Annotated in this window: 20 protein-coding genes; 5 read left to right on the top strand and 15 right to left on the bottom strand. The window is 70.3% G+C overall.

The features are described from left to right. The coding region (locus tag ACFOGJ_RS29425; protein ID WP_379906876.1) for a DUF3426 domain-containing protein at nucleotides 1–729 on the top strand (729 nt) is incomplete at its 5' end. Nucleotides 730–777: 48 nt separating this feature from the next. Here ACFOGJ_RS29425 and ACFOGJ_RS29420 read toward each other — a convergent pair. The 4 genes from ACFOGJ_RS29420 to argH form a co-directional block, all read right to left on the bottom strand. Next, on the bottom strand, nucleotides 778–3,474 hold the full coding sequence (locus ACFOGJ_RS29420) for a TIGR02302 family protein (protein ID WP_379906875.1): 2,697 nt from the start codon (nucleotides 3,472–3,474) through the stop codon (nucleotides 778–780). 169 nt (nucleotides 3,475–3,643) lie between these two features. Further along, nucleotides 3,644–5,008 (bottom strand): diaminopimelate decarboxylase, encoded by a 1,365-nt coding sequence (gene lysA / locus ACFOGJ_RS29415; RefSeq protein WP_379906874.1) that lies wholly within the window; start codon nucleotides 5,006–5,008, stop codon nucleotides 3,644–3,646. A gap of 19 nt (nucleotides 5,009–5,027) precedes the next feature. Beyond that, nucleotides 5,028–5,222 (bottom strand): hypothetical protein, encoded by a 195-nt coding sequence (locus tag ACFOGJ_RS29410; protein WP_379906872.1) that lies wholly within the window; start codon nucleotides 5,220–5,222, stop codon nucleotides 5,028–5,030. Beyond that, nucleotides 5,222–6,691 (bottom strand): argininosuccinate lyase, encoded by a 1,470-nt coding sequence (argH, locus tag ACFOGJ_RS29405; protein ID WP_379907087.1) that lies wholly within the window; start codon nucleotides 6,689–6,691, stop codon nucleotides 5,222–5,224. The genes ACFOGJ_RS29410 and argH overlap by 1 nt, the downstream gene beginning before the upstream one ends. Before the next feature lie 42 nt (nucleotides 6,692–6,733). Between argH and ACFOGJ_RS29400 the strand changes: the two genes are divergently transcribed. Continuing rightward, a complete protein-coding gene (locus tag ACFOGJ_RS29400; RefSeq protein ID WP_379906871.1) occupies nucleotides 6,734–7,387 on the top strand; it encodes a TlpA disulfide reductase family protein in 654 nt (217 codons plus the stop codon). A gap of 30 nt (nucleotides 7,388–7,417) precedes the next feature. On the opposite strand, the gene ACFOGJ_RS29395 is transcribed toward ACFOGJ_RS29400, so the two are convergent. The 5 genes from ACFOGJ_RS29395 to ACFOGJ_RS29375 all read right to left on the bottom strand — a co-directional run bounded on the left by ACFOGJ_RS29395 (nucleotide 7,418) and on the right by ACFOGJ_RS29375 (nucleotide 13,293). Further along, nucleotides 7,418–8,254, bottom strand: a complete 837-nt coding sequence (locus ACFOGJ_RS29395) for a 3-hydroxybutyryl-CoA dehydrogenase (protein ID WP_379907086.1) — start codon at nucleotides 8,252–8,254, stop codon at nucleotides 7,418–7,420. A 229-nt stretch (nucleotides 8,255–8,483) separates the two neighbouring features. After that, nucleotides 8,484–9,413 (bottom strand): electron transfer flavoprotein subunit alpha/FixB family protein, encoded by a 930-nt coding sequence (locus tag ACFOGJ_RS29390; RefSeq protein WP_379906870.1) that lies wholly within the window; start codon nucleotides 9,411–9,413, stop codon nucleotides 8,484–8,486. A gap of 43 nt (nucleotides 9,414–9,456) precedes the next feature. Then, nucleotides 9,457–10,206 carry an electron transfer flavoprotein subunit beta/FixA family protein gene (locus ACFOGJ_RS29385; protein WP_379906869.1) on the bottom strand — a complete coding sequence of 250 codons (750 nt, stop codon included), beginning with the start codon at nucleotides 10,204–10,206 and terminating at the stop codon, nucleotides 9,457–9,459. Nucleotides 10,207–10,616: 410 nt separating this feature from the next. Then, a complete protein-coding gene (locus tag ACFOGJ_RS29380) occupies nucleotides 10,617–11,951 on the bottom strand; it encodes an MFS transporter (protein ID WP_379906868.1) in 1,335 nt (444 codons plus the stop codon). A 4-nt stretch (nucleotides 11,952–11,955) separates the two neighbouring features. Next, on the bottom strand, nucleotides 11,956–13,293 hold the full coding sequence (locus ACFOGJ_RS29375; RefSeq protein WP_379906867.1) for an 8-oxoguanine deaminase: 1,338 nt from the start codon (nucleotides 13,291–13,293) through the stop codon (nucleotides 11,956–11,958). A gap of 249 nt (nucleotides 13,294–13,542) precedes the next feature. On the opposite strand from ACFOGJ_RS29375, the gene ACFOGJ_RS29370 reads away from it, so the two are divergent. The 3 genes from ACFOGJ_RS29370 to ACFOGJ_RS29360 are packed head-to-tail and all read left to right on the top strand — an operon-like array spanning nucleotide 13,543 to nucleotide 18,216. Next, nucleotides 13,543–15,798 carry a sensor histidine kinase gene (locus ACFOGJ_RS29370; protein ID WP_379906866.1) on the top strand — a complete coding sequence of 752 codons (2,256 nt, stop codon included), beginning with the start codon at nucleotides 13,543–13,545 and terminating at the stop codon, nucleotides 15,796–15,798. A 6-nt stretch (nucleotides 15,799–15,804) separates the two neighbouring features. Beyond that, nucleotides 15,805–16,239: a response regulator gene (locus ACFOGJ_RS29365; protein ID WP_379906865.1), complete on the top strand. Its 435-nt coding sequence runs from the start codon at nucleotides 15,805–15,807 to the stop codon at nucleotides 16,237–16,239. 15 nt (nucleotides 16,240–16,254) lie between these two features. Next, a complete protein-coding gene (locus tag ACFOGJ_RS29360) occupies nucleotides 16,255–18,216 on the top strand; it encodes a response regulator (RefSeq protein ID WP_379906864.1) in 1,962 nt (653 codons plus the stop codon). A gap of 21 nt (nucleotides 18,217–18,237) precedes the next feature. Here the strand turns inward: ACFOGJ_RS29360 and ACFOGJ_RS29355 are convergent, their stop codons facing one another. The 6 genes from ACFOGJ_RS29355 to ACFOGJ_RS29330 all read right to left on the bottom strand — a co-directional run bounded on the left by ACFOGJ_RS29355 (nucleotide 18,238) and on the right by ACFOGJ_RS29330 (nucleotide 23,144). Continuing rightward, nucleotides 18,238–18,804, bottom strand: a complete 567-nt coding sequence (locus ACFOGJ_RS29355) for a cob(I)yrinic acid a,c-diamide adenosyltransferase (protein WP_379906863.1) — start codon at nucleotides 18,802–18,804, stop codon at nucleotides 18,238–18,240. A gap of 11 nt (nucleotides 18,805–18,815) precedes the next feature. Then, nucleotides 18,816–19,013 (bottom strand): twin transmembrane helix small protein, encoded by a 198-nt coding sequence (locus ACFOGJ_RS29350; RefSeq protein WP_379906862.1) that lies wholly within the window; start codon nucleotides 19,011–19,013, stop codon nucleotides 18,816–18,818. A gap of 87 nt (nucleotides 19,014–19,100) precedes the next feature. Then, the gene (locus ACFOGJ_RS29345) at nucleotides 19,101–19,640 is read right to left on the bottom strand and encodes a DUF308 domain-containing protein (protein ID WP_379906861.1); all 540 of its coding nucleotides are present in this window, start codon (nucleotides 19,638–19,640) and stop codon (nucleotides 19,101–19,103) included. 136 nt (nucleotides 19,641–19,776) lie between these two features. Beyond that, the gene (locus tag ACFOGJ_RS29340; RefSeq protein WP_379906860.1) at nucleotides 19,777–20,298 is read right to left on the bottom strand and encodes a hypothetical protein; all 522 of its coding nucleotides are present in this window, start codon (nucleotides 20,296–20,298) and stop codon (nucleotides 19,777–19,779) included. Nucleotides 20,299–20,449: 151 nt separating this feature from the next. Then, the gene (locus ACFOGJ_RS29335; protein WP_379906859.1) at nucleotides 20,450–21,349 is read right to left on the bottom strand and encodes a DMT family transporter; all 900 of its coding nucleotides are present in this window, start codon (nucleotides 21,347–21,349) and stop codon (nucleotides 20,450–20,452) included. Between the two features lie 103 nt (nucleotides 21,350–21,452). Further along, nucleotides 21,453–23,144, bottom strand: coding sequence for an acyl-CoA dehydrogenase family protein (locus ACFOGJ_RS29330; RefSeq protein ID WP_379906858.1), 1,692 nt, complete (start codon nucleotides 23,142–23,144; stop codon nucleotides 21,453–21,455). Between the last annotated feature and the right edge of the window lie 44 nt (nucleotides 23,145–23,188).

Genomic DNA, 23,188 nt, shown 5'->3' with positions numbered 1-23,188 from the left:
GCCGCGCCCAGGGCGGCGGCACCGCGCGCCGCGCCCCCGCGCGAGGCACCGGCCGCGGCCCCTGCAGCCGCGGCCCGGCCGGCGGCCAGGCGGCAGGCCGAACCCGCCGTCGCCGAGATGCCGCTCGAGGATGAGGCGTTCGAGGAACCGGGTGGCCCGGATCCGGACGCAGAGGCGGCGGACTGGGACGAGCCGGAGCCGGGCAGCTACGACCTGACCGAGCTCGATGGCGAGCCGATCCCCCAGCTGCCGATCCAGACCCGCGCACGGGTGCAGCGCAAGAAAGCGCAGCAGCGATCCGGCAGCTCGATCGGCTGGTATGGGCTGCTGGCAGCGATCGTCGGCGTCGTGGCGGTGCTCTATTTCGCCCGCGGCACCCTGGTCGAACTCTGGCCGCCGATCGAGCGGCTCTACGTCACGGCCGGCATCGACCTGCCTGCGCCGCCCATCACCCTCGACTTCCGCGACACCGCCACCAGCTTCGAGGACCAGGACACCACCCTCGTGGTGTCCGGAACCGTCATCAACAGCGGCGAGGCGGAGCAGGCGGTGCCGGCGGTGGAAGTCGTGCTGCTGGACAGCACCGGGGCGGCGCTGGTCACCCGCGCGGTGAAGACCGACGCTGCCATGCTGCCGCCCGGCGGAAGAACAACCTTCGCGGCCCGGTTCGAGAGCTATCCGCAGACGGTTGCCGATCTCCGCCTGTCCTTCGCGCTGCCTGCCAGGTAGCGCCGCAGGCACCTGCCGGACGCCCGGCGCCCGGCAGCGGCCCGGCGGTCAGAAGCGGCGTAGCAGCCGGTCGATATAGTCGAGCTCCAGCGACGGCCGGTAGCGCTCGCCGGAGCGGCGGTAGAGTTCTTCCAGGATTTCCCGCGCCCGCTGCAGGTCGGCCTCCTCCGGCACCTTCGTGGAACTGCCATCCTCCCACTCGCCCGGCATCGGCCGACCCAGCGGGTCATGATTGTCGGCGCCGCTCTGCCCCATCGCCTCGGCTTCGCCCTCGCCGCCGCTGTTCATCTGATCGGCCAGCTGGTCCATCAGGCCGCGCATGCCCTGCCGCAGCTGGTCCAGTGCATTGCTCTGTTCCTCGGCCGCCATGCCGGACGCGCCGCCTTCCAGCGCGTCCCGTGCCGCGCCCATCGACTGGTCTGCGCGTCCGAAGGCATCCGGCACCGGCGTGCCGCCCTCGCCGAGCCGGTCGAGCAGTTCCTGCAGCCGGCGGCGCAGATCCTCCTGCGCCTGCGCGTCGCCGCCCAGGCCCTGACCGGAGCCCGGACCCTGGCCGGGTTGCTGACCCGGCTGCCGGCCGCGCTGGCCCTGCTGGCCCATCTGGCCCTGCTCGCCCTGCTGCCCCCGCTGGCCCTGCTGCCCCTGCTGGCCGCGCTGGCTCTGGCGGAACGACCGGTCCAGCAGCTGCTGCTGGTCGCGCAGGATCTCCGACAGCTCCTCCAGGGTGCGCTGGCCCTGCATGGCACCGCGCGGATCGGCCATCACCCGGCCCTGCTTCAGGCTCTCCAACATCCGGTTGAGCTCGGACAGCATGTCGCGGGCGGCATCGCGCGCGCCGCCTTTCGCCAGGTCCTCGGCCCGCTCCAGCATGCGGCGGAGCTGTTCGGAGCCCAGCATGCGGCTCTGCAGGTCCTCGCTCGGGATCTCCGACAGTTCGTCCATGTTGCGCAGGGCCTGCTCGGTCATCGCCTGCAGGAACTTGTCCATCGCCTCCCGCAGTTCGCGCATCAGCTTCTCGATCTCGGCATCCGTGGCGTTACGCGCCAGTGCCTCCATCAGCCGCCGCTGGGCGGAGCGCAGCGCGCGTTCCGCCAGCGAGAGATCGCCATCCTCCAGCCGCAGCGCGGTATCCCAGAGCAGGTCCTGGATACCGGACAGGCTTTCCGGGTCGCCGGACCCGTGGCGCAGCCTTGCGGTCGACACGCCCAGCGCCAGCGACACGACGGGATCATGGTCGAAGCTGTCGGGGATCGAGGAGATGCTGTCCAGCGCCAGCTCCACCCGGTCGATCGGCGGCTCGCCATGGGCCAGCTCGCGCCGCTGCTCGACCAGGGCCTGCGCCACCGGATGGGTGAAGATCCGCTGCGGCAGCACCATCGTCACCGTCTCGCTGCGGCCGACCTGGTCGGCCTCGTCGCGCGCCGTCAGGGTGATACCGACCTCGCGCCCGGCCCAGGGATGCGCGGTCAGGTCATGGAATGACAGGTCCTTCGCCTTCACCGGGCGCAGGCCCGGCAACGGCAGGTCCAGCGCCATCTTCTGGCCCGGCTCGTCCGTCGGGACGATCTCTGCGGCGACCTCCGACAGCCCGTAATCGTCGCGGGCGGCGTAGTGCATCTGCAGGGCGTCGCGGGCGGTTCCCACCGGCTGGTCGGCAAACGCGATCTCCGGCACCTGGTCCTTCCGCACCGCGATTCGCCAGCGGGCCAGCAGGTCCTCGCCGGCCATGACGGCCAGGCTGCGGCCGCTCTCGATCGGCAGCTCGACCTGCTGGTTGGTGGGGTCGATCTGCTCGAACGGATGCCGTGCGCCGTCGAGTTCCAGGTCGAGCGCCTGCGGCGCATTTGCCACCCGCAGGGTCAGGGTGCTGCCCTGCGGCACGGCGATCGCCCCGCGGCCGGGCATCTCGGCCGGGTCGACAGGTTCGCCCTCTGCGGTCGCAGCCTCCGTCGGGTCGCTGTCCTCCCCTGCCGCCATGCGCCATGCGGCGGGGCGGCTGGTGGCGAGCCAGCCATCCGCGCCCAGCACCGGGACGCCGTCCTTGGTCAGGAAGATCGGCGCCGCCTGGGTATAGGCCGGCGGGGTGATCCAGCCCTCGACGGCGGGCAGCGCGGTTTCCGCCACGGCGAAGGTCGGGCGGAAGGCATCGCTCATCAGATGCGGAATCCGCCAGCCGGCGAAGCCCAGGGCCACCACCAGCACCAGGCCGAATGCTGCCCGCAGGCCCCAGGGATCGATCCGTGCCCAGCCCGCCTGCGGCAGCGGCGGCCGCACCCGGCGCAGACGCTCGGCGACCCGCCGCTGGTGCTCGGCCCAGAGGGCACGGGCCTCGCTGCCCTCGGGTTCCGCCGGGTCCAGGCTGTCCTGCAGGGTGGCCAGCGGCCGGTGATCCAGCCCGTTGGTCTGCTCCAGCCGGCGCCGCGCCTCGGCCCGGGTCGGCCAGCGCACGGTGACGATCGCCCAGACCAGGGCCGCGGCAAGGGCGAGGGCGAACAGGGCCAGGGCCAGGGCATGGCCCCAGCCGCCCAGCAGGCGCCAGAGATTGAACAGGGAAAGAATTGCAAAAAGCGCGACGACGCCGAAGGCCAGTGCCAGCCGCGGCCAGACCTGTTCCCAGATCAGGCTGAGCCGGGTCCAGGCGACCCGTCGTTCCAGGATCGCCTGCTGCGCGGTCCGTGGCCCCGGCCGCCGGGCGGCGCCGGATGCGGGCCGCCGGCCCGGATCGCTGTGGCTGTCGCTGCTCATCGGGGGGAGATCCTCGCGTCCATTCCTCCACCCGGCGGGTCGGTCCGCAGGGTGCATTCCGCCTCGCCGGCAAGCCGGCGGCATCGTCGATGTCCCGCCGGCGCCGCTCCCCCCGTCGCGACCCCGGCCGTGCTGTTCCTTCGGCGGCCCGTGCTGCCTGGCGCCCGTGCTACCTGTCGCCCTGCGGCGGCGCCGGCGCCAACCAGTCGGGCACCGCCTCCAGTGCCGTCATCTCGTCCATGGTCGGCCGCCGCCGCACCACGGCATGGCGCCCGCCGTCGACCAGCACTTCCGGCGCCAGCGGCCGCGCATTGTAGGACGAGGCCATCACCGCAGCATAGGCACCGGCCGACATGACGGCGAGTAAAGACCCCGCGACCGGCTCCGGCATCTCCCTGTTGCGCGCCAGGTAGTCACCGGTCTCGCAGACCGGGCCGACCACGTCGACCGGCACGACGGGCGCGCCGGGCGCCGGATGCACCGGCACGATCTCGTGCCAGGCGTCGTACAGGGTCGGCCGGATCAGGTCGTTCATCGCCGCGTCGACCACGACGAATGTCTTGCCGCCGCTCTTCTTCACATAGATCACGCGGGTCAGAAGGACACCCGCATTGCCGACCAGGGAGCGGCCGGGCTCTATCAGGATCTCCACGTCGCGGTGGCCGAAGATTTCGCGCACGATGGCGCCATAGGCGGCCAGGTCCGGCAGGGGCTCGTCGCGGTAGCGGATGCCGATGCCGCCGCCCAGGTCGACCTGGGTCACCGTCAGGCCCTGGCCGCGCAGCGCATCGACCAGTTCCGCCATCCGGCCGAAGGCGGTGCGGTAGGGGCTCATGTCGATGATCTGGCTGCCGATATGGGCGGCGATGCCGATCGGCTCCAGCCAGGGATCGGCCGCCGCGCGGGCATAGAGCGCCGGCGCATGCTCCAGCGCGATGCCGAATTTGGTGGCCTTGTGGCCGGTCGCGATCTTCTCGTGCGTGGCCGCGGCCACGTCGGGGTTCACCCGCAGCAGGATGTGCGCGACCTTGCCCCGCTGCGCCGCGACCTGCGCCACAGCCTCAAGCTCCGCTTCCGATTCCACGTTCAGATGGGCGATCCCTGCATCCAGCGCCTCGCCGATCTCCGCCGCGGTCTTGCCGACGCCGGAGAAGACGATGCGCGACGCGGGAAAGCCCGCCCGCAGGGCCAGCTTCATCTCGCCCGCGGAGACCACGTCGACCCCCAGCCCGGCCGTCGCCAGGCTGCGCAGCAGGGCACCATTGCCATTGGCCTTCATGGCGTAGCAGATCGTCGCCGGCAGTTCGGCCAGCGCCGTGCGATAGGCCTCCGCCGCGTCCAGGACCGCCTGCCGGGAATAGACGAAGACCGGGGTGCCGGCGGCCTCAGCCACGTCCTCCAGCGGCACCTCGTCGGCCATCAGGCGGCCGCCGCGATAGGCGAAATGGGGCGCGCCCGGCAGGGCTGGGACTGCGTCCGCGGGCAGCGGCGCGCCGGGCTCTGCTGCGCGCAGGGCGGTATTGGGGGTGGACATGGCAGCCATCATCTCCCGCTCAGTCCGGATAGACCTTGGAATTGTCGCGGCGTGCCCGCGGCGCGCCGGGAACGGTATCTGGTGGATAGGCGGGGTCGCCCTTCTTGCCGCAGGCGGCGACGGCAAGGGCGGCCAGGCCGGCGGCCGCGAGGCCGAGGAGGCGGCGCCGGCCGGCCCGATCCGCGGCTGCGGGGCGGTCGCTGTGGTCAATCATCACGGGGCCTCCCCGTCCTGTTCCAGCCGGCTGCGCCATTGCGCTGCCTGCCGCCGGACCTGGTCCGGCGCCGTGCCGCCCAGGCTGGTCCGGCTGCGTACCGAATTGTCGATTCCCAGCACCTGGTAGACGCCGTCGTGGATCCGTGCGTCGGTGCCGGTGAAGACCTCCAGCGGCAGGTCTTCCAGCCCGCAGCCGCGCTCTTCGGCGGCGCGCACCAGGCTGCCGGTGACATGGTGGGCTTCCCGGAACGGCAGGCCCAGTTCCCGTACCAGCCAGTCGGCCAGGTCGGTGGCGGTGGCGAAGCCGGAACCCGCGGCTTCGCGCAGGCGGTCCGCATTCGGCATCAGATCGCCGACGATGCCGGCGGCCACCGCGATGCAGGTCTCCAGGGTGTCGGCGGCGTCGAACAGCGGCTCCTTGTCTTCCTGCATGTCCTTGCCATAGGCCAGCGGCAGCCCCTTCATCACCACCAGCAGGGCGTTCAGCGCGCCGATCACCCGGCCCGCCTTGGCGCGCAGCAGCTCTGCGGCATCCGGGTTGCGCTTCTGCGGCATGATCGACGAGCCGGTGGTGAAGGCATCGCCGGGGTTCAGGAAACGGAACTGCGCCGACGACCAGATCACCACCTCTTCCGCCAGCCGCGACAGGTGCATCGCCAGGATCGCGCCGGCGGCCAGGTATTCCAGCACGAAGTCGCGGTCCGACACGGCGTCCAGGGAATTCGCCATCGGCCGGGCGAAGCCCAGTTCGCGGGCGGTCATCTCCCGGTCGACGGGGAACGAGGTGCCGGCCAAAGCGGCGGCGCCCAGCGGGCATTCGTTCAGCCGGCGGCGGGCATCGGCGAAGCGGCCGCGGTCGCGGCCGATCATCTCCGCATAGGCCAGCATGTGATGGCCGAAGGTGACCGGCTGCGCGCTCTGCAGGTGGGTGAAGCCCGGCATCACCGTCTCGGCATGGCGCTCCGCCTGGTCGACCAGGGCCGCCTGCAGCGCGGCCAGGCCCTCGTCCTGCCGGTCGATCGCGGCGCGCAGCCACAGCCGCAGGTCGGTGGCGACCTGGTCGTTGCGCGACCGCGCGGTGTGCAGCCGGCCGGCCGGCGCGCCGATCAGCTCGCGCAGGCGGGCCTCGACATGCATGTGGATGTCTTCCTTGGCGGGGTCGATCTCCAGCCGGCCGTCCTCGATCTCACGGAGAATTTTGTCGAGGCCGTTCAGAATCGCCTTACCATCCGCCTCCGTCAGGATGCGCTGCGCGACCAGCATCCGGCAGTGGGCGACCGAGCCGGCGATATCCTCGCGGAACAGGCGGCGGTCGAAGTCGATCGAGGCGTTGATGCGCAGCATCAGCGCGTCGGGCCCGGCGGCGAAGCGCCCGCCCCAGGCCGAATTCCGGCCGCCGCCGACGGTGTCGCTGCCGTCCGGGGATGTCCCGGGGGCGCTCTCGGTGCTTGGCGTCTCACGCATCATGGTCAATCACATCGCATCGTTCATCGATCGAGAGTAACGGATATGTCCAGCCCCAAGGAACAGTGCGCGACCCTGCCGGAAACCGGCGTGGAACCGGGTGTTTCGCAGGGACGCTGGCGCCGGCTGTCGCAGGCCGCCGCCGCGACCCGCCTGATGCTGCTGGCCCTGTCTCTGTCCTTGTCTCTGGCTCTTGCCGCCGGACCGGCGACTGCGGGCCTGGACGGCCTGGCCACCGGGGAGGTGAAGGACTTTAGCGTCGCGCTGCTGCCGGAACCAGCACCGGACGTGGCCTTCATTGCTGCCGACGGCAGCGAGATGCGGCTGGCCGACCTGCAGGGAAAGGTGGTCCTGCTGAACTTCTGGGCCACCTGGTGTGCGCCCTGCGTGCGCGAGATGCCGTCGCTGGACCGGCTGCAGGCCGAACTGGGGGGTGAGGATTTCGAGGTGCTGGCGGTGTCGGTCGACCGCGGCGGGCTGAAGACCGCCGGCGACTTCCTGAGGAAGCATGAGATCGTCAACCTGCAGACCGCCAGCGACCCGCGCATGGCGATGTTCCGCGCCCTGGGCGGCAAGGTGATGCCAACCACCCTCCTGATCGGCGCGGACGGGAAGATCCTCGGCCGCCTGGAAGGCCCGGCGGAGTGGGACTCGCCGGAGGCGAAGGCCCTCGTCCGCGCAGCCGTCACGGGGCAGTAGGCGCCGCACCGGCGGCCGGTCCGACCCGGATCAGCGGGTCGGAACCGGGACGTCGCCCGAATAGTCGTAGAAGCCGCGGCCGGCCTTCTGGCCGATCCAGCCCGCCTCCACATACTTGGTCAGCAGCGGGCAGGGCCGGTACTTGCTGTCCGCCAGGCCCTCATACAGCACGTGCATGATCGACAGGCAGGTGTCCAGGCCGATGAAGTCGGCCAGCTGCAGCGGGCCCATCGGGTGGTTGGCCCCCAGCCGCATCGAGGTGTCGATGCTCTCCACCGTGCCGACCCCTTCGTACAGGGTGTAGACCGCCTCGTTGATCATCGGCAGCAGGATGCGGTTGACGATGAAGGCCGGGAAATCCTCCGCCGTGGCCGGCGTTTTGCCCAGGCGCACGACCAGGTCCCGCACGCGGGAGAAGGTCTCCTCCTCCGTCGCGATGCCGCGGATCAGCTCCACCAGCTGCATCACCGGCACCGGGTTCATGAAATGCATGCCCATGAACCGGCCCGGCCGGTCGGTCGCCGCCGCCAGGCGGGTCACCGAGATCGACGAGGTGTTGGTCGCGATCAGGCTCTTGTCGCTGAGGCCCTCGCACAGGGCGCGGAAGATCTTCAGCTTGACCTGCTCGTTCTCGGTCGCCGCCTCGATGATCAGGTCGCAGTCCTGGATCTTGGCGAGCTCGGTCGTCGCCTGGATCCGCGCCATCGTGGCCTTCACCTCCTCGTCGGAGATCTTGCCGCGGGCGGCCTGTCGGTTCAGGTTCCGGTCGATCTTGGAGACGGCCTTGTCGAGCTGCTCCTGACCCAGATCGTTCAGCACCACGTCCAGGCCGGCCAGGGCGCAGACATGGGCGATGCCGTTGCCCATCTGGCCCGCGCCGATCACGCCGACCCGCTGGATCTCCGGATAGTTCCGGCCTTCGCCCGATGCTTGCGGACGACCGCGCTGGTTGTTCAACCCTACATCCATTCCTGCTCTGTTGCTCCGTTCCGCGGCAACGTTGCCGTGCCGCGGTCCTGTGCGCGTCCGGTCCCGATCCCCGTCCCGGGCCGGGCCAGCCCGGCCCGGGACGGAGGAAACCGGATCGACCCGCGGGTCAGAGCGCCTCTGCCAGCTCCGGCACCGCCTTGAACAGGTCCGCCACCAGGCCGTAATCGGCAACCTGGAAGATCGGCGCCTCCTCGTCCTTGTTGATGGCGACGATGACCTTGCTGTCCTTCATGCCGGCCAGATGCTGGATCGCGCCGGAAATGCCGACGGCGATGTACAGGTCGGGCGCGACGATCTTGCCGGTCTGGCCGACCTGATAGTCGTTCGGCACGAATCCGGCGTCCACTGCCGCACGGCTGGCGCCGACGGCGGCACCCAGCTTGTCGGCCAGCTTCTCCAGCATCGGGAAATTGTCTCCGGACTGCATGCCGCGGCCGCCCGACACGATCACCTTTGCCGAGGTGAGCTCCGGCCGGTCGGACTTCTGCAGGTTCTCGGAAACGAACTTCGAGCTGCCCGGATCGTCGGCGGCGTCGATCTTCTCGACCGAGGCGCTGCCGCCTTCCGCCGCCGCGCCGTCGAAGCCGGTGGCGCGGACGGTGATCACCTTGACCTTGTCCTCGGACTGGACGGTGGCCATCGCATTGCCGGCATAGATCGGCCGCACGAAGGTGTCGGCGGACTTCACCTCGATGATGCCGGAGATCTGCGCCACGTCCAGCAGGGCGGCGGCGCGCGGCATGTAGTTCTTGCCGGTGGTGGTTTCCGGCGCCAGCACGGCGGCATAGTCGCCGGCGATCTTCGCCAGCAGCGCGCCCATCGGCTCCGCCAGCATATGGTCATAGCGCGGATCGTCGGCGACGATCACCTTCGACACGCCGGCGATCTTGGACGCCTGCTCCGCGGCGGCGTCGCAGCCGCTGCCGGCGACCAGCACATGCACGTCGGAATCGATGGCCGCGGCCGCGGTCACCGTGTTGAAGGTCGGCGGCTTCAGATTGCTGTTGTCATGTTCCGCAACGACGAGCGCTGCCATGGTCTGACCCTCCCGGGAATTGGATGTGACGACGGACGGCGCGTCAGATGACGCCGGCCTCGTTTTTCAGCTTGTCGACCAGCTCGGCCACGTCGGCGACCTTCACGCCGGCTTTGCGGCCCGGCGGGTCGTTGACCTCGAGGGTCTTCAGCCGCGGCGCCGTGTCGACACCCAGATCCGCCGGCGCCTTCACATCGATCGGCTTCTTCTTCGCCTTCATGATGTTCGGCAGGCTGGCGTAGCGCGGCTCGTTCAGGCGCAGATCGGTGGTGATGATGGCGGGCAGCTTCAGCTCCACCGTCTGCAGGCCGCCGTCGATCTCGCGGGTCACGTTGGCGCTGCCGTCGCCGAGTTCCAGCTTGTAGGCGAAGGTGCCCTGCGGCCAGCCCATCAGGGCGGCCAGCATCTGGCCGGTCTGGTTGCTGTCGTCGTCGATGGCCTGTTTGCCGAGGATCACCAGGCCGGGCTCTTCCGCCTCGCAGATCGCCTTCAGCACCTTGGCGACGGCCAGCGGCTGCACCTCGTCGTCGGTCTGGACCAGGATGCCGCGATCGGCCCCCATCGCCAGCGCGGTGCGGATCGTCTCCTGCGCCTGGCTCGGCCCGATCGAGACGGCGATCACCTCTTCCGCCGTGCCGGCCTCTTTCAGGCGCACGGCCTCTTCGACGGCGATCTCGTCGAAGGGATTCATGGACATCTTGACGTTCGCCAGCTCAACGCCGGACTTGTCGGATTTCACGCGGATCTTGACGTTGTAGTCGACCACCCGCTTGACGGCGACGAGAACCTTCATCGACAGCGCCTCTCCCGTAACCTCATGTTTCCTCACACTCCTTCAGCGATCTGCCGGACATGCAGGCCAGTCCCAGGTTGCAGGCCCGCCCGAGCCGGTGGGATCACCGGCGGGCCGGACGGGCAAGGCAGAAGCGATGTGACGGTGCCACCCTGTCGGCAGGCCGGCCTGTCCGGGAACCGCCGGCGGGCCCCGAGACTTCCGCGGCCGGCCACCCGAACCCTGCCGGCATGGGTCCGCCAGCTTTCGGGCCCAGCGGCGCGAACGCCTGAGTTGTCCGGAAGAGCCGTACCACCACATCGCGGCGCGCCGCACAAGAGCCGGCCCACCGCGCGGCCAAAGCGAAGCCCGGCCAAGAGCCACACGGATCCGGCCGGCAGATGGTCAGGCTACGCTTATTGCGCTGCACACTATGGGTGGTCCGCGGCACTGTCAACGCGGCCCCCAGGGCGGCTGTGGGGGCGGCTGCGGGGGCCGCTGCGGGGGCCGCTGCCAGGGCTGCCGGCAGGCGTCCGGGGCCGACGCAACGCGGCCATCAGGACGATCGCCAGGGCGAAGCAGATCAGCAGCGGGCTCAGGCTTTCCTCGAATACCAGGATTCCGGGCGTGCGGTCCTTCTCCAGACCATCGACCAGCAGGCCGATCTGTACCTGCAGCAGCGCGCCGCCCAGATTGCCCGCCGCGGAAACCAGGCCGATGGCCGTGCCGATGCCAGCCGTGGCGGTCCGCCGGGCATGGTCGATCGCGGTGACCGATGCGGCGCAGCCTACGCCGAAGAGCAGGGTCAGCAGCGCAGCGGCCCAGGCCGGTTGGGGCGGCAGGAAAAGCAGCGCGGCAGTGGCCGCCAGGCCGGTCGCGGCGACGGCGGCACCGATCGGCGCGGGGCGTCCGGTCCGTTCGCTGGCGAGCCCGACCAGCAGCGAGCCTGCGCCCAGTCCGATCGGGATCATGCCGGCGATCGCGGCTGCGATGGCAGGCGGGTTGCCGAACGCCAGCTGTGCCGGTACGGCCCAGAGGTCGGAATAGGCCAGCATCGGGCCGAAGGTCAGCGCGAACAGGGCCGCGGCAAGCAGCACCTGGCGGTTGGCCAGGGTGGCGCGCACCTGCTGCCAGATGGGCGCCGCCGGCGCGCCGGCAGCAGGCCCGTCGGCGCTGCGGGGCAGGACACGGTCGGCCAGCCAGATCAGGGCGGCCGTCGCCGTTCCCGCGGCGGCGATGCCGACCAGCAGGCCGCGCCAGTCGGTCTCGGCGCCGAGAGCGTTGGTGCCGTAGGCCAGGCCGGCGACGACGAAGCTGTAGAGGATCTGCCAGACGCCCACCCACAGCACGAAGCGGTCGGGCGGCACCACGATGCCGACGATCTTCAGGGCGCCCACGAAGGCGAAGGCGGCGCCCGACCCCATCGCCAGGCTGCCCGCCAGGGCGACAGGCATCGACTGCGCCGCGGCCAGCACCAGGCTGCCGGCGGCGCAGAGCAGGGTGGCGAGCGCCAGCACCCGGGCGGGCGACAGGCGGTCTACCGCGATGCCGGCCGGAAGCTGGAGCAGGAAGCCGGCTGCCATGTACAGCGCCGATATCGTGCTGGCGGTTCCGGCGGACAGGCCCAGCTCCCGCGACATCGGGCCATGGATCAGGCCGAAGGAGATCGACACGTAGACCTGGAACACCAGGATCAGGGTGGCGACCCCGATCAGCAGCCCCGCATGCAGCCGCGGCACGGCGGTGCGGCCCGCGGCCTCGGCCATCCGTTCAGGCGCCGACCAGGTGGCGCGCCAGGTCGCGCTGCCGCGCCATCAGGGCCGGCAGGTCGAGACCGGGGATCGCGCCATCCTCCACCAGCCAGCGCCCCGCGACCATCACCCGGTCCGCCCGGGTCGCCCCGGCCAGCAGCAATGCGGCGAGCGGGTCGTCGGCACCGGCGAACTGGATGTCGTCCATGCGGAACAGGGCCAGGTCGGCGGCGCAGCCCGGCGCCAGCCGGCCGATATCCTCGCGGCCCAGGCAGCGGGCGGAGCCCTCGGTCGCCCAGCGCAGAACGTCCCGATGGCTGACCCTGTAGCCGTGCGGCGCGACCCGGTTCAGCAGCAGAGCCAGCCGCGCCTCCGCGATCAGGCTGGAACAGTCGTTGGAGGCGGAGCCGTCCACCGCAAGGCCGATCGCGGCACCGGCCGCTTCCAGTTCAATGGTCCGGCAGAAACCGGAGGCGAGCAGCATGTTGGATGCCGGGCAGTGGGCGATCCCGGCGCCGGCGGCGCCCAGCCGGGCGACCTCCGCATCGTCGAACCAGATGCCATGGGCGAACCAGGCATTCGGCCCGATCCAGCCGAGGTCCTGCAGATAGTCGAACGGGCGCTTGCCGAATCGGTCCAGGCAGAAGCGGGTCTCGTCGCGCGTCTCCGCCAGGTGGGTATGGAGCCGGACTCCCAGCCGGCCGGCCAGAGCCGCGCTCTCGCGCAGGAGCTCCGGCGTCACGGAGAAGGGCGAGGTCGGCGCCAGCGCCACCTGCACCATCGACAGCGGCGCCGGGTCGTGCCAGCGGCCCACCACCGCCTCGCTGTGCGCGAGGATGGTGTCCAGCGGCTGCACCACGGAATCCGGCGGCAGGCCGCCATCCTTCTGCGACAGGTCCATGGAGCCGCGGGTCAGGGTGACCCTCATGCCGATCTCCGCCGCCGCATCCGCCTGCAGATCCAGCGCCTCGGCCAGGCGGTCGTTGAAGATGTAATGGTGGTCGGCAGCGGTGGTGCAGCCGGACAGCAGCAGTTCGCACAGCGCCAGCCGGCTGGAGGTGGCGATCGCGTCCGGGGTCAGCCCCGCCCAGACCTCGTAGAGCGAGGTCAGCCAGGGGAACAGCTCCTTGTCCAGCGCGGTGCGGCAGGCGCGGGTGAGGGTCTGGTAGAAGTGATGGTGGCTGTTCACCAGCCCGGGCAGCACCACATGGCTGCCCGCGTCGAAACGGCTGTCCACCGGCAGCTGCGGCTGTCCGCCGGCGGGAACCAGTTCCGCGATCCGGCCGTTTTCCACCACGACGCCACGCGTGGCACCCTCTGCCAGGATGGCGAGGGGATCCTTGATCCAGATGCGCATGGCGCCTGCCTGTTCGGTGTTTGGGTCCTGCCCGGCGGGAGGGATTCTACCGACCGATGGGACGGATTGTCATCGCCCGATGATCGATTGCGCCGCATTTGCACCTTCGCCGCGACGGCTCGGCTACAATCAGGATGTGCAGGTTAAAGCGCCGTTAACCGGCCGCTGGCTAGGCTCAACTTTTGGAGTAGGCAAAGGAGCCGTCGACCGCGGTCTGGGTTGGCCGTTGGGCGGCGGCAGGGACAGGGCATGCAGGCGGACAGTCAGAAGCCCGAGAAGCTGACGGCACATCTTGCTTCGGCCGGGCGCGAGCCGTTCCGCCGCTCCGTGGCGTTGCGTTCGGTCCTGCTGTTCCTGCCCCAGGCCGTGATCGGCGGCGCGATCCTGTACCTGCTGTTCGATCTGCAGGCGGACGGCGTGCTCTCGGTGGTGCGTGCCAACCAGGAATCGACCGTCGCGGAGGTGGCGCAGCGGACGCTCGCAGAGCTGTCGGAAGCCGATGCCGATCTCCTCTACCTGGCCTCACGGCCGGCGCTGCGTCACTGGCTCGAAACCCGGGACCCGGCCGGCCGCGCGGCGCTGGAAGCCGACCTGCGGGTCTTTGCCGCCGCCCGTGCCGGCTACGAGCAGATCCGGCTGCTCGATGCGACGGGTCAGGAGACGCTGCGCATCGACTGGCACGCCGGCGCGCCGGCCGTGGTGCCGCCGGCCGGCCTGAGGGACAGGTCCGGACGGCCCTATGTCCAGGAGATGCTGACGCATGCCCCCGGGACGATCCATGTCTCGCCCTTTGATCTGAACGTCGAGGATGGCGAGATCGAACCCGGCCCCAAACCGGTCGTGCGCTTCGGTACCGCCCTTGCCGACGACAGGGGCGAACTGCTGGGCATGATCGTCCTGAACCTGATGGGGAGCCGGCTGCTCGACGGCGTGGCCGCCATGGCGGGGCCGGGACCCGGCGCCGTCTGGATGCTGAACAGCGACGGCTACTGGCTGCGCGGGCCGTCGCCGGATGTCGAATGGGGTTTCCTCTATCCGGCGCGCAGCGAGCAGCGGTTCGGCCGCCGCTTCCCGCGGGCCTGGAGCGCGATCCAGGCTGACCCTGCAGGCGGCCAGCTCCGGACTGAGGCCGGCCTTTTTACCTATGTGACGATCCGGCCGGAAGGCGATCTGCCGGCCGATGGGGTGGCGGCGACGCTTCGCGCCGAACTGCCGGCCTGGATCCTGGTCGGCTTTCTTCCGGCGCATGCGTTGGAGGCGCAGCGTGACGAACAGGCGATGGAGTTCGTGCCCGCCGCGGCGGCACTTGCGCTCCTGTCCGCCACCCTGTCCTTCGGGATCGCCCGTGCCAGCGTGCAGCGGCAGCAGGCAGACCAGCGGATGCGGTCGAGCGAGTTGCGTTTCCGGGCGCTGCTGGAATCGGCACCCGATGCGGTGGTGATCACCGACCCGTCGGGCCGGATCGTCCTGGTCAACGCGCAGACCGAGCGCCTGTTCGGCCATGCCCGCGAACAGCTTGTCGGGCAGGATGTCGAGATCCTGGTGCCTGTCGCCCTGCGGTCGCGGCATGTCGGGCATCGCCGTGCCTATCTCGAAGCGCCCCGCGTGCGCGAAATGGGCGCGGGGCAGGACCTGAACGGCCTGCGGGCCGACGGCACGACCTTTCCGGTCTCCATCAGCCTCAGCCCGGTGCAGACCGACGACGGCCTTCTGGTGGTGGCCGATATCCGCGATGTCGGCGACCGGCTGCAGGCGGAGCGGCAGATCCAGGACCTCAACCAGCGGCTGCGGCGCGACAATGCGGAACTGGAAGCGGTCAACCGGGAGCTGGAGGCGTTCAGCTATTCCGTCTCCCATGACCTGCGGGCACCGCTGCGGGCGATCGACGGCTTCAGCCAGGCACTGGTCGAGGATTACGGCGAGCAGCTGGACGACGAGGGCCGGCACTACCTGTCCCGCGTCCGCCAGGGCGCCCAGCGGATGGGGCGGCTGATCGACGACCTGCTGAAGCTGTCGCGGGTGACCCGCCAGGAACTCGCCATTGCGGATGTGGACCTGGCGGTGTTGGCGCAGGAAGTCGTGGACCGCCTGCGCAGCGAAGCGCCGGACCGCGAGGTGGAGGTCGCGATCGACGGCCCCCTGTTCGCCCGGGGCGACCAGCGCCTGTTGCAGATCGCCCTGGACAACCTGCTGGGCAATGCCTGGAAGTTCACCTCTGGCCAGGACAGGGCGTGGATCCGGTTCGACCTGCGGGACGCTGGCGGCGAACCCGCCTTCTGCATCGCCGACAATGGTGCAGGCTTCGACATGGTCTATGCCGACCAGCTGTTCCGTGCCTTCCAGCGCCTGCACACGCCGAGCGAGTTTCCCGGGACGGGGATCGGGCTGGCGACGGTGCAACGTATCATCCACAAGCATGGCGGCAGGATCTGGGCAGAGTCCGAAGCCGGCCGTGGCGCACGCTTCTTCTTTACACTGCAGCGGCCACCGGCCGCGGGAGCCTAGGCACAGATGACCATTCTGCTGGTCGAGGACAATCCGGACGATGCTGCGCTGACCCGCCGTGCCTTCCGCAAGAACGGCATCGGCGACGAGATCGTCGTGGCCGAGGATGGCGCGGAGGCGCTGGACTACCTGTTCGGCAATGGCGTGCATGCCGATCGCCGGGGGGCGGCCCTGCCCCGGGTCGTGCTGCTGGACCTGAAGCTGCCGAAAGTCAGCGGACTGGAGGTCCTGCGGCGGATCCGGGCGAATCCACGCACCCGCACCCTGCCGGTGGTCATCCTGACCTCGTCGGTGGAACAGCAGGACATCGCGGAGGGTTACAGCCTGTGCGCCAACAGCTATGTGCGGAAGCCGGTCGATTTCGACGAGTTCGTCGAAGCGGCGCGGCAGCTGGGGCTTTACTGGCTGTTCCTGAACGAACCGCCGCCCGTGGCCGGTTGAGGGACGGGAGACGAGATGTCCGTTCCATTGCGAGTCCTGATCATCGAGGACGAACTGCCTGACGCGGAGCTTCTGCTGCGGGAGCTGCGGCGCGGTGACTTCGAACCGGATTTCCGCCGGGTGGCGACCGCCGAGGGGCTGCGACAAGCGCTGTCCGCCGGCGACTGGGACCTGATCCTCTGCGACTACACCCTTGCCGGCTTTTCCGGCTCCGATGCCCTGGCCATGGTACGCCGGATGGGGGTCAGTACACCGCTGATCTTCGTCTCAGGCACGATCGGGGAGGACAAGGCCGTCGCCGCGATGCGGGCCGGGGCGCAGGACTATGTCCTGAAGGACAACCTGAAGCGGCTTCTGCCGGCGATCGACCGCGAGCTTCGCGAGGCCGCTCTACGGCAGCAGGCGGCGCAGGCGGATGCCCGGCGGGCCGTGGCCGAAAGCCGTGTCCAGGTGCTTCTGGACATGGCGCCCGATGCCATCCTGACCGTGGATGCGGAGGGCCGGATCGGGACCTACAACCGGTCCGCCGAGAACCTGTTCGGCTTTGCGCCGGAAGAGATTGCCGGGGCGCCGGTCGAGTGGCTGCTGCCTGCCGGCATCCCTGCGGACCGGGCCGCCCGGTCGCCGGGTGGCGATGCCGGCCAGCAGACCCTGATGCAGGGGCGTCGCAGGGACGGTTCGGAGATCCCCATCGAGGTCTCGTTCGGCGAGGTCGTCGAGGATGGGCGCGCGGCGACGATGGCGGTGATCCGCGACATCCGCCGGCGGCAGGAGCTCGAAGAACAGCTGCGCCAGGCGCAGAAGATGGAGGTCGTGGGCCAGCTCACCGGCGGCCTGGCGCATGACTTCAACAACCTGCTGACGGTGATCGTCGGCAATCTGGAGGCGGTGGAGCAGGAGCTGCCAACGGGCAGCCGCATCCGCCGGATGGCCGAGCTGGCGCTTGCCGCCGGACTGCGGGGGGCGGCGCTGACCCGGCAGATGCTGGCCTTCTCGCGCCGCCAGACATTGGAGACGCAGGCCGTCGACCTGAACGGGCTGGTGGCAGGGACCGTCGACCTGCTGCGCCGCACCCTGGGCGACCATATCGCGGTCGAGACCGAACTGCCCGACGGTCTCTGGACCGCGCTGGCCGATCCGGGGCAGGTGGAGACAGCGCTGTTGAACCTGGCGCTGAATGCCCGCGATGCCATGCCAGACGGCGGCCGGTTGCGGGTGGAGACGGCGAATGTACGGCTCGATGGCGCCGGGGCCGGGGACCGGCCGGATGCCCTGTCGGGCGACTATCTGATGCTTGCCATCTCCGATACCGGCACCGGCATCGCCCCGGATGCGCTGCCCCGCGTGTTCGAGCCGTTCTATACCACCAAGGCGGTCGGGCTGGGGACCGGTCTGGGCCTGAGCATGGTGTACGGCTTTGCACGCCAGTCCGGCGGCGACGTGCAGATCGAGAGCCGGCCTGGCGCCGGCACCGTAGTGCGCCTCTACCTGCCGCGGGCGAACGGGTCGACCACGGCGGAAGCCGGAGGCGGAGCGCCGGAGATCGCCGCGCCGGCACAGGGGGCGCGGATCCTGGTGGTCGAGGATGACGAGGATGTGCGGGCGACGGCTATGGCGCTGCTGGGCTCAGCCGGCTACCGCCTGACCGAGGCCGCGGACGGACCGACCGCGCTGAAGATGCTGGAGGCCGGCCTGCAGATCGATCTTGTCTTCACCGACATCGCCATGCCTGGCGGGATGTCCGGCACGGATCTCGCGGCGGCGGTACAGCGTCTCCATCCGGGGATGCCGGTCCTGCTGACCACCGGCTATGCCGACATGACCGGAGGAAGGGCGTCCGGCAGTGGCCAGGCTGCCGAGGCATGGGGACCTGTGCTGCACAAGCCCTACCGTCGGGCGAACCTTCTGCAGATGGTGGCGGATGCGCTGGGAGAAGCGGCGGCGGCACCGGCGCGGAAACCGGAGGGCGGCGGCTGACCGCCTGCCTTCGCCGATGGCTCAGCGATTGGCGCCCGGCACCCAGAGCACGTCGCCGGCGCCGTCGCCGTTGAGGTGCCGGCCGAGGACGAACAGCAGGTCCGACAGCCGGTTGGCATATTTCAGGGCTTCCGGGTTCACCGCCTCGCGCCCTGCCAGTTCGCTGATCAGGCGTTCCGCGCGCCGGGCGACCGTCCGGGCGAGATGCAGATGCGCCGCCGCCGGCATGCCGCCGGGCAGGATGAAGGAATTGAGCGGCGCCAGACCGGCATTGATCCGGTCGATCTCCGCCTCCAGCCGGGCGACCTGTTCCGGCACGATGCGCAGCGGCGGGTATTTCGGCGCCTCGGCTTCCGGCGTGCAGAGGTCGGCGCCCAGGTCGAACAGGTCGTTCTGGATCCGCGACAGGATCGCATCGGCCGGATGGTCGGCGGTGTGCAGGCGCACCAGGCCGATGACCGCATTGGCCTCGTCCACGGTGCCGTAGGCGTCGACCCTCAGGTCGTGCTTGGGACGGCGTTCGCCGTCGCCCAGAGAGGTCTGCCCGGCATCGCCGCCGCGGGTATAGATCTTCGTCAGCTTGACCATCGTCTTGCCCTTCAGCGCTGGGTCAGGAAGGCAGCGAGCGCGATCAGGCAGACCACGATGAACTGCAGCAGCACCCGCCACCGCATCAGGATCTGGGACATGTTGCGGTTGGTCCCGCCGCTGCGGAACAGGTTCACCAGCCCGGCGACCAGCACCAGGAAGGTCAGGACCAGGAAGACCGGTATGGCGGTGTTTACGATCTCGAGCATGAACCGATCATATAGCGCATCGCCGGCCGGTTTCGATCACGCCGGCCGCACGGCTTATCGTCCCGCCGGCAGGCGTCGTGCCGTTCTTCAGGTGCGGGCGGGGACGCCGCCTGCCGGCGCGGTCAGCAGCGACAGGCCCAGCAGGACCAGGTCGATGCCGACCAGCAGCGGCAGGACCCAGCTCTGCGCGAAGGGGCCGGCCAGCAGCACGACCAGCCCGAAGGCGAGGCCGGCGAGCCCAGCCGCCAGCGCCAGCAGGAAGCCGGTGCCGCTGTCCCGGCGCTGCAGCAGGGCCACCCCCAGGGTCACCGCGCCCTGCGCCAGCAGCAGGATGCCGATCGCCAGGTTCCCGGTCTGCGGATAGACGATCACGATCGCCCCGCCCACGACCATCACCGCGGCCAGGACCAGGGAAAAAATCGAACGCTGGCCCTGTTGTGCGGACCCCTGCCGGGAGCCGCGATAGATCCAGACCAGGCCGGCGCCGATAAAGCAGAGCCCGACCAGGACCGTCAGGCCGATCGCGAAGATGAACGGGATCGCGATGCAGGCCAGCCCGACCAGGATGCAGATCCCGCCTTCTGCCCGCGTGCTGGTGCGGCCTGGTGCCGCTTCTGTCGTCGTCATCGCCTCCCCCCGGGGCCGGTGCCGCCGCGTGCCGCCGGCGGCACCACGGTCATGACGGGTGGAGGGTAGAGGTTCCTCGGCCGCGAGGCCAGCGGCGGCCATCCGGCGGCGGGGCCGGGTGGCCGCCAGCCCGCCTCTACTTGGAGGCCGGTGTGAGGCCGGCGCTGCAGTTCTCGATGCGCCTCTGGCCGTTCGGCTTGGTGAAGACGTCCAGCGACTTGATGAAGACCATGTTCGGCGCGCCCGACTGGCCGTCGCCCAGCTCCGACAGCGGCAGCCTGGTGGGTTCGCAATGCACGACCTGGGTCCCGGCGTTCATGAGGAATTCCGCGGTGACGGTGGCCCATTCGGCGGCGTCGCCGCAGCGCATGGTGCCGCCATAGCCGACCGGTGCGGCGTCGCCGTTGGCGTGGAAGGTCTTGTAGAGCCCGCCGCCGTTGCACTCGATGTCCAGCTTGACGGAGACCGCGACCTTCTGGATCGGGAATTGCGGTCCGTAGGAGGCGGGATAGTCCGGCCCCTGCGGCTGCAGGGAGACATAGTAGATGCTGCCGCCATCCTGGGCGACGGCGCTGCCGTCGGCGAATGCCGCAAGACCGGCGGCAAGAACGGTGTTGCACAAGGCCCGGCGCAGGCCGGTCGGGCTCGGTTTCGACATGATCAGACCTCCTCAGACGTTTCCTGGACGGTCCGGCATTGCCTGCCCGCAGCCGTGGGGCGTGGTGCCGAGTCGCCGATCGCCATATTCGGCGGTCCGGCGCGGTATCTTCTCCAGTCCAAAGTCCGGATTAACCTGTCGGTGGCAAGGATCAGCGGGGTGCGGCGGCATTGCGCCGGATCAGCCAGACGCCGAGCAGGACGGCGGCCATTCCGGCCAGGCGGGCGGGGGTGATCGCCTCGCCCAGGAAAGCCCAGGACAGCAGGGTGGCGGCGACCGGTACCAGGTACATGTAGGCGATGCCGCGGGTGGTGCCGAGCCGGCGCAGCGCGCCGTACCAGGCGAGCAGCGACAGGCCGGCGCCGACCACCGCCATATAGGCGTATTGCAGCCAGAGGCCGGTATCCAGCCGGTCGATGCCGTGACCCTGCCAGCCGAAGACCAGCGCCAGCGGTGCCAGCAGCAGCGCGCCGCCCAGGGTCGTCGTGGCCACGGCCGGCACCGCGCCGAGGCGGGTCGAGAGCGGCGCGCCGAAGCCGGAATAGAGCGCCCAGCACAGGGCGTTGGCGAGCCAGAGACCGCCGCCCAGCAGCTGCCCCTCGGGGATCTCCAGATGCTCGAAGCTGTTGTTGATCACGCAGACCACGCCGGCGAAGGCGATCGCCATGCCGACCCAGGCCAGCGGCCGGGGCCGGTTGCCGCGGGCGGTGTCGATCAGCGCGCCGAAGACCGGCGAGGTGGCCATCAGGATCGCCGCGGTGGAGGCCGGGATCAGCGGCAGGCCGAAGCCCCAGAGGGCGTGGAAGGTGCCGAAGCAGACCGAGGCCGCCGCCAGCATCGGCAGGTCCTGGCGCCGGTAGCGCGGCCGCCATCCGCGCAGCCACAGGAAGGCGAGGATCCCCAGGCCGGAGATCAGGAAGCGGCTGGAACCGAAGACGAACGGGTCCACGACCTCCAGCACCGGCTTCGACACCGGGAAGGTGGAGCCGAAGATGACGATCGCCACCAGGGCGAAGCCGTCGCCGGCGTTCAGCCCGCGGTGGCCCGGCACGGCGGTGTCAGTCCGGTCCTGGGTGACGGCGTCTTCGCCTGTCCCCCCGTCCCCCGGGGCGCGCCTCCTCGCGCGGTCCGGGGGCATGCGGCCGGACGGGCCGTCAGCCGTTGCGGGCCTCCAGCAGGCGGCGGGCGATGACATGCGCCTGGATCTCGCCCGCGCCCTCGAAGATGTTCAGGATCCGCGCGTCGCAGAGCACGCGGGAAATCTGGTATTCCAGTGCGAAGCCGTTGCCGCCGTGGATCTGCAGGGCATTGTCGGCATTGGCCCAGGCCACCCGCGCGCCCAGCAGTTTCGCCATGCCGGCCTCCAGGTCGCAGCGCTTGCCGGAATCCTTCTGCCGCGCTGCGAAGAAGGTCAGCTGCCGGGTCATCATCAGTTCCACCGCCATCCAGGCGAGCTTTCCATGCACCCGCGGGAAGCCGAAGATCGCCCGGCCGAACTGCTGCCGGTCGAGCGCATAGCGCAGGCCGATCTCCATCGCGTTCTGCGCGACACCAAGCGCCCGGGCCGCGGTCTGGATGCGGGCGCTCTCGAAGGTCGCCATCAGCTGCTTGAAGCCCTGGCCCTCCTTCTCCCCCAGCAGGTTTGCCGCCGGCACCTCGAATTCGTCGAAGGCGAGTTCGTATTCCTTCATGCCGCGATAGCCCAGCACCGGGATCTCGCCGCCGGTCATGCCCTTCGCCGGGAACGGGTCGGCATCGGTGCCGCGCGGCTTCTCGGCGATGAACATGCTGAGGCCCTTGTAGCCGGGCGCATCCGGATCGGTGCGCGCCAGCAGGGTCATCATGTCGGTGCGGGCGGCATGGGTGATCCAGGTCTTGTTGCCGCTGACCCTGTAGCTGTCGCCGGCGCGCACCGCGCGGGTGCGCAGGGAGCCCAGGTCGGAGCCCGTATTGGGTTCCGTGAAGACGGCGGTCGGCAGGATCTCGCCGCTGGCGAGCTTCGCCAGCCAGCGGGCCTTCTGGTCGTCGGTGCCGTTGGCCAGGATCAGCTCGCCGGCGATCTCCGACCGGGTGCCCAGCGAGCCGACGCCGATATAGCCCCGCGACAGTTCCTCGGAGACCACGCACATCGCGGTCTTGCCCATCCCCAGGCCGCCATGCTCCTCCGGGATGGTCAGGCCGAAGACGCCGAGTTCGGCCATCTGCTGCACGACCTCGATCGGGATCAGCTCGTCCTTCAGGTGCCAGTCATGGGCATGCGGCGTGACCTTCGCCTCGACGAAGCGGCGGAACTGGTCGCGCACCATGTTCAGGGTCTCGTCGATGCCCCAGGCGCCGAAATGGCCGGTATCCAGGCCATGCTCGATCAGCCCGGCGAGGCGGCCGCGCGCCTCCGGCCCCGACGCGGCGGCCAGCGCGGCGACATCGTCCGTCCAGAAGGCGGCGATGGCGGCGCGGTCCAGGCCCAGATCCTCCGGCCGGACGATCTCCACCTGGGTCATCGCGATGCCGCCGGCCATCTGGCGCAGATATTCGCCGAAGCCGATGGTGAGGATCAGCTCCTCCAGCTCGCCGAAGCTGCCCTCTTCCGACAGCCGCTCCGCCCAGGCCAGGGTCTGGCGCAGTGCCTCCAGATAGGTGGCGTACCAGGAATAGCCGTGGACGGCGAACTGGCGCGCATCCAGGGCGGCGCCGTCCAACCGCCCGTCGGGCCCGCGCAGGCTGTCGGCCAGGGTGGCCGCCAGGCGTTCGACCAGGGCGTCGGCGGCCTCGAGCGCGGCATGGCAGCGGCGGAACAGGGCGGAGCCCGATGCAGAATGTGAAAGGGCCTCGGCGGCGGAACTCATCTCGCGCTCTCCCTGGTACGGCTGGCCTGGTACGGCTGGAAAGG

Source organism: Marinibaculum pumilum (genome assembly GCF_042646425.1).
Classification (GTDB): Bacteria; Pseudomonadota; Alphaproteobacteria; order Ferrovibrionales; family Ferrovibrionaceae; genus Marinibaculum; species Marinibaculum pumilum.
This window is presented reverse-complemented; position numbering and strand designations above follow the sequence as displayed.

Bases quoted from the DNA above. Each gene is read 5' to 3' on its own strand.
- ACFOGJ_RS29355 (WP_379906863.1), bottom strand. From the start codon at position 18,804: ATGGTCAAGCTGACGAAGATCTATACCCGCGGCGGCGATGCCGGGCAG.
- ACFOGJ_RS29365 (WP_379906865.1), top strand. From the start codon at position 15,805: ATGACCATTCTGCTGGTCGAGGACAATCCGGACGATGCTGCGCTGACC.
- ACFOGJ_RS29340 (WP_379906860.1), bottom strand. From the start codon at position 20,298: ATGTCGAAACCGAGCCCGACCGGCCTGCGCCGGGCCTTGTGCAACACC.
- ACFOGJ_RS29395 (WP_379907086.1), bottom strand. From the start codon at position 8,254: ATGGGCAACGGCATCGCCCATGTCTGCGCCCTGGCCGGCCTGGACGTG.
- ACFOGJ_RS29345 (WP_379906861.1), bottom strand. From the start codon at position 19,640: ATGACGACGACAGAAGCGGCACCAGGCCGCACCAGCACGCGGGCAGAA.
- ACFOGJ_RS29385 (WP_379906869.1), bottom strand. From the start codon at position 10,206: ATGAAGGTTCTCGTCGCCGTCAAGCGGGTGGTCGACTACAACGTCAAG.
- ACFOGJ_RS29370 (WP_379906866.1), top strand. From the start codon at position 13,543: ATGCAGGCGGACAGTCAGAAGCCCGAGAAGCTGACGGCACATCTTGCT.
- ACFOGJ_RS29350 (WP_379906862.1), bottom strand. From the start codon at position 19,013: ATGCTCGAGATCGTAAACACCGCCATACCGGTCTTCCTGGTCCTGACC.
- ACFOGJ_RS29330 (WP_379906858.1), bottom strand. From the start codon at position 23,144: ATGAGTTCCGCCGCCGAGGCCCTTTCACATTCTGCATCGGGCTCCGCC.
- ACFOGJ_RS29420 (WP_379906875.1), bottom strand. From the start codon at position 3,474: ATGAGCAGCGACAGCCACAGCGATCCGGGCCGGCGGCCCGCATCCGGC.
- ACFOGJ_RS29360 (WP_379906864.1), top strand. From the start codon at position 16,255: ATGTCCGTTCCATTGCGAGTCCTGATCATCGAGGACGAACTGCCTGAC.
- argH (WP_379907087.1), bottom strand. From the start codon at position 6,691: ATGATGCGTGAGACGCCAAGCACCGAGAGCGCCCCCGGGACATCCCCG.
- ACFOGJ_RS29400 (WP_379906871.1), top strand. From the start codon at position 6,734: ATGTCCAGCCCCAAGGAACAGTGCGCGACCCTGCCGGAAACCGGCGTG.
- ACFOGJ_RS29390 (WP_379906870.1), bottom strand. From the start codon at position 9,413: ATGGCAGCGCTCGTCGTTGCGGAACATGACAACAGCAATCTGAAGCCG.
- lysA (WP_379906874.1), bottom strand. From the start codon at position 5,008: ATGTCCACCCCCAATACCGCCCTGCGCGCAGCAGAGCCCGGCGCGCCG.
- ACFOGJ_RS29380 (WP_379906868.1), bottom strand. From the start codon at position 11,951: ATGGCCGAGGCCGCGGGCCGCACCGCCGTGCCGCGGCTGCATGCGGGG.
- ACFOGJ_RS29375 (WP_379906867.1), bottom strand. From the start codon at position 13,293: ATGCGCATCTGGATCAAGGATCCCCTCGCCATCCTGGCAGAGGGTGCC.
- ACFOGJ_RS29410 (WP_379906872.1), bottom strand. From the start codon at position 5,222: ATGATTGACCACAGCGACCGCCCCGCAGCCGCGGATCGGGCCGGCCGG.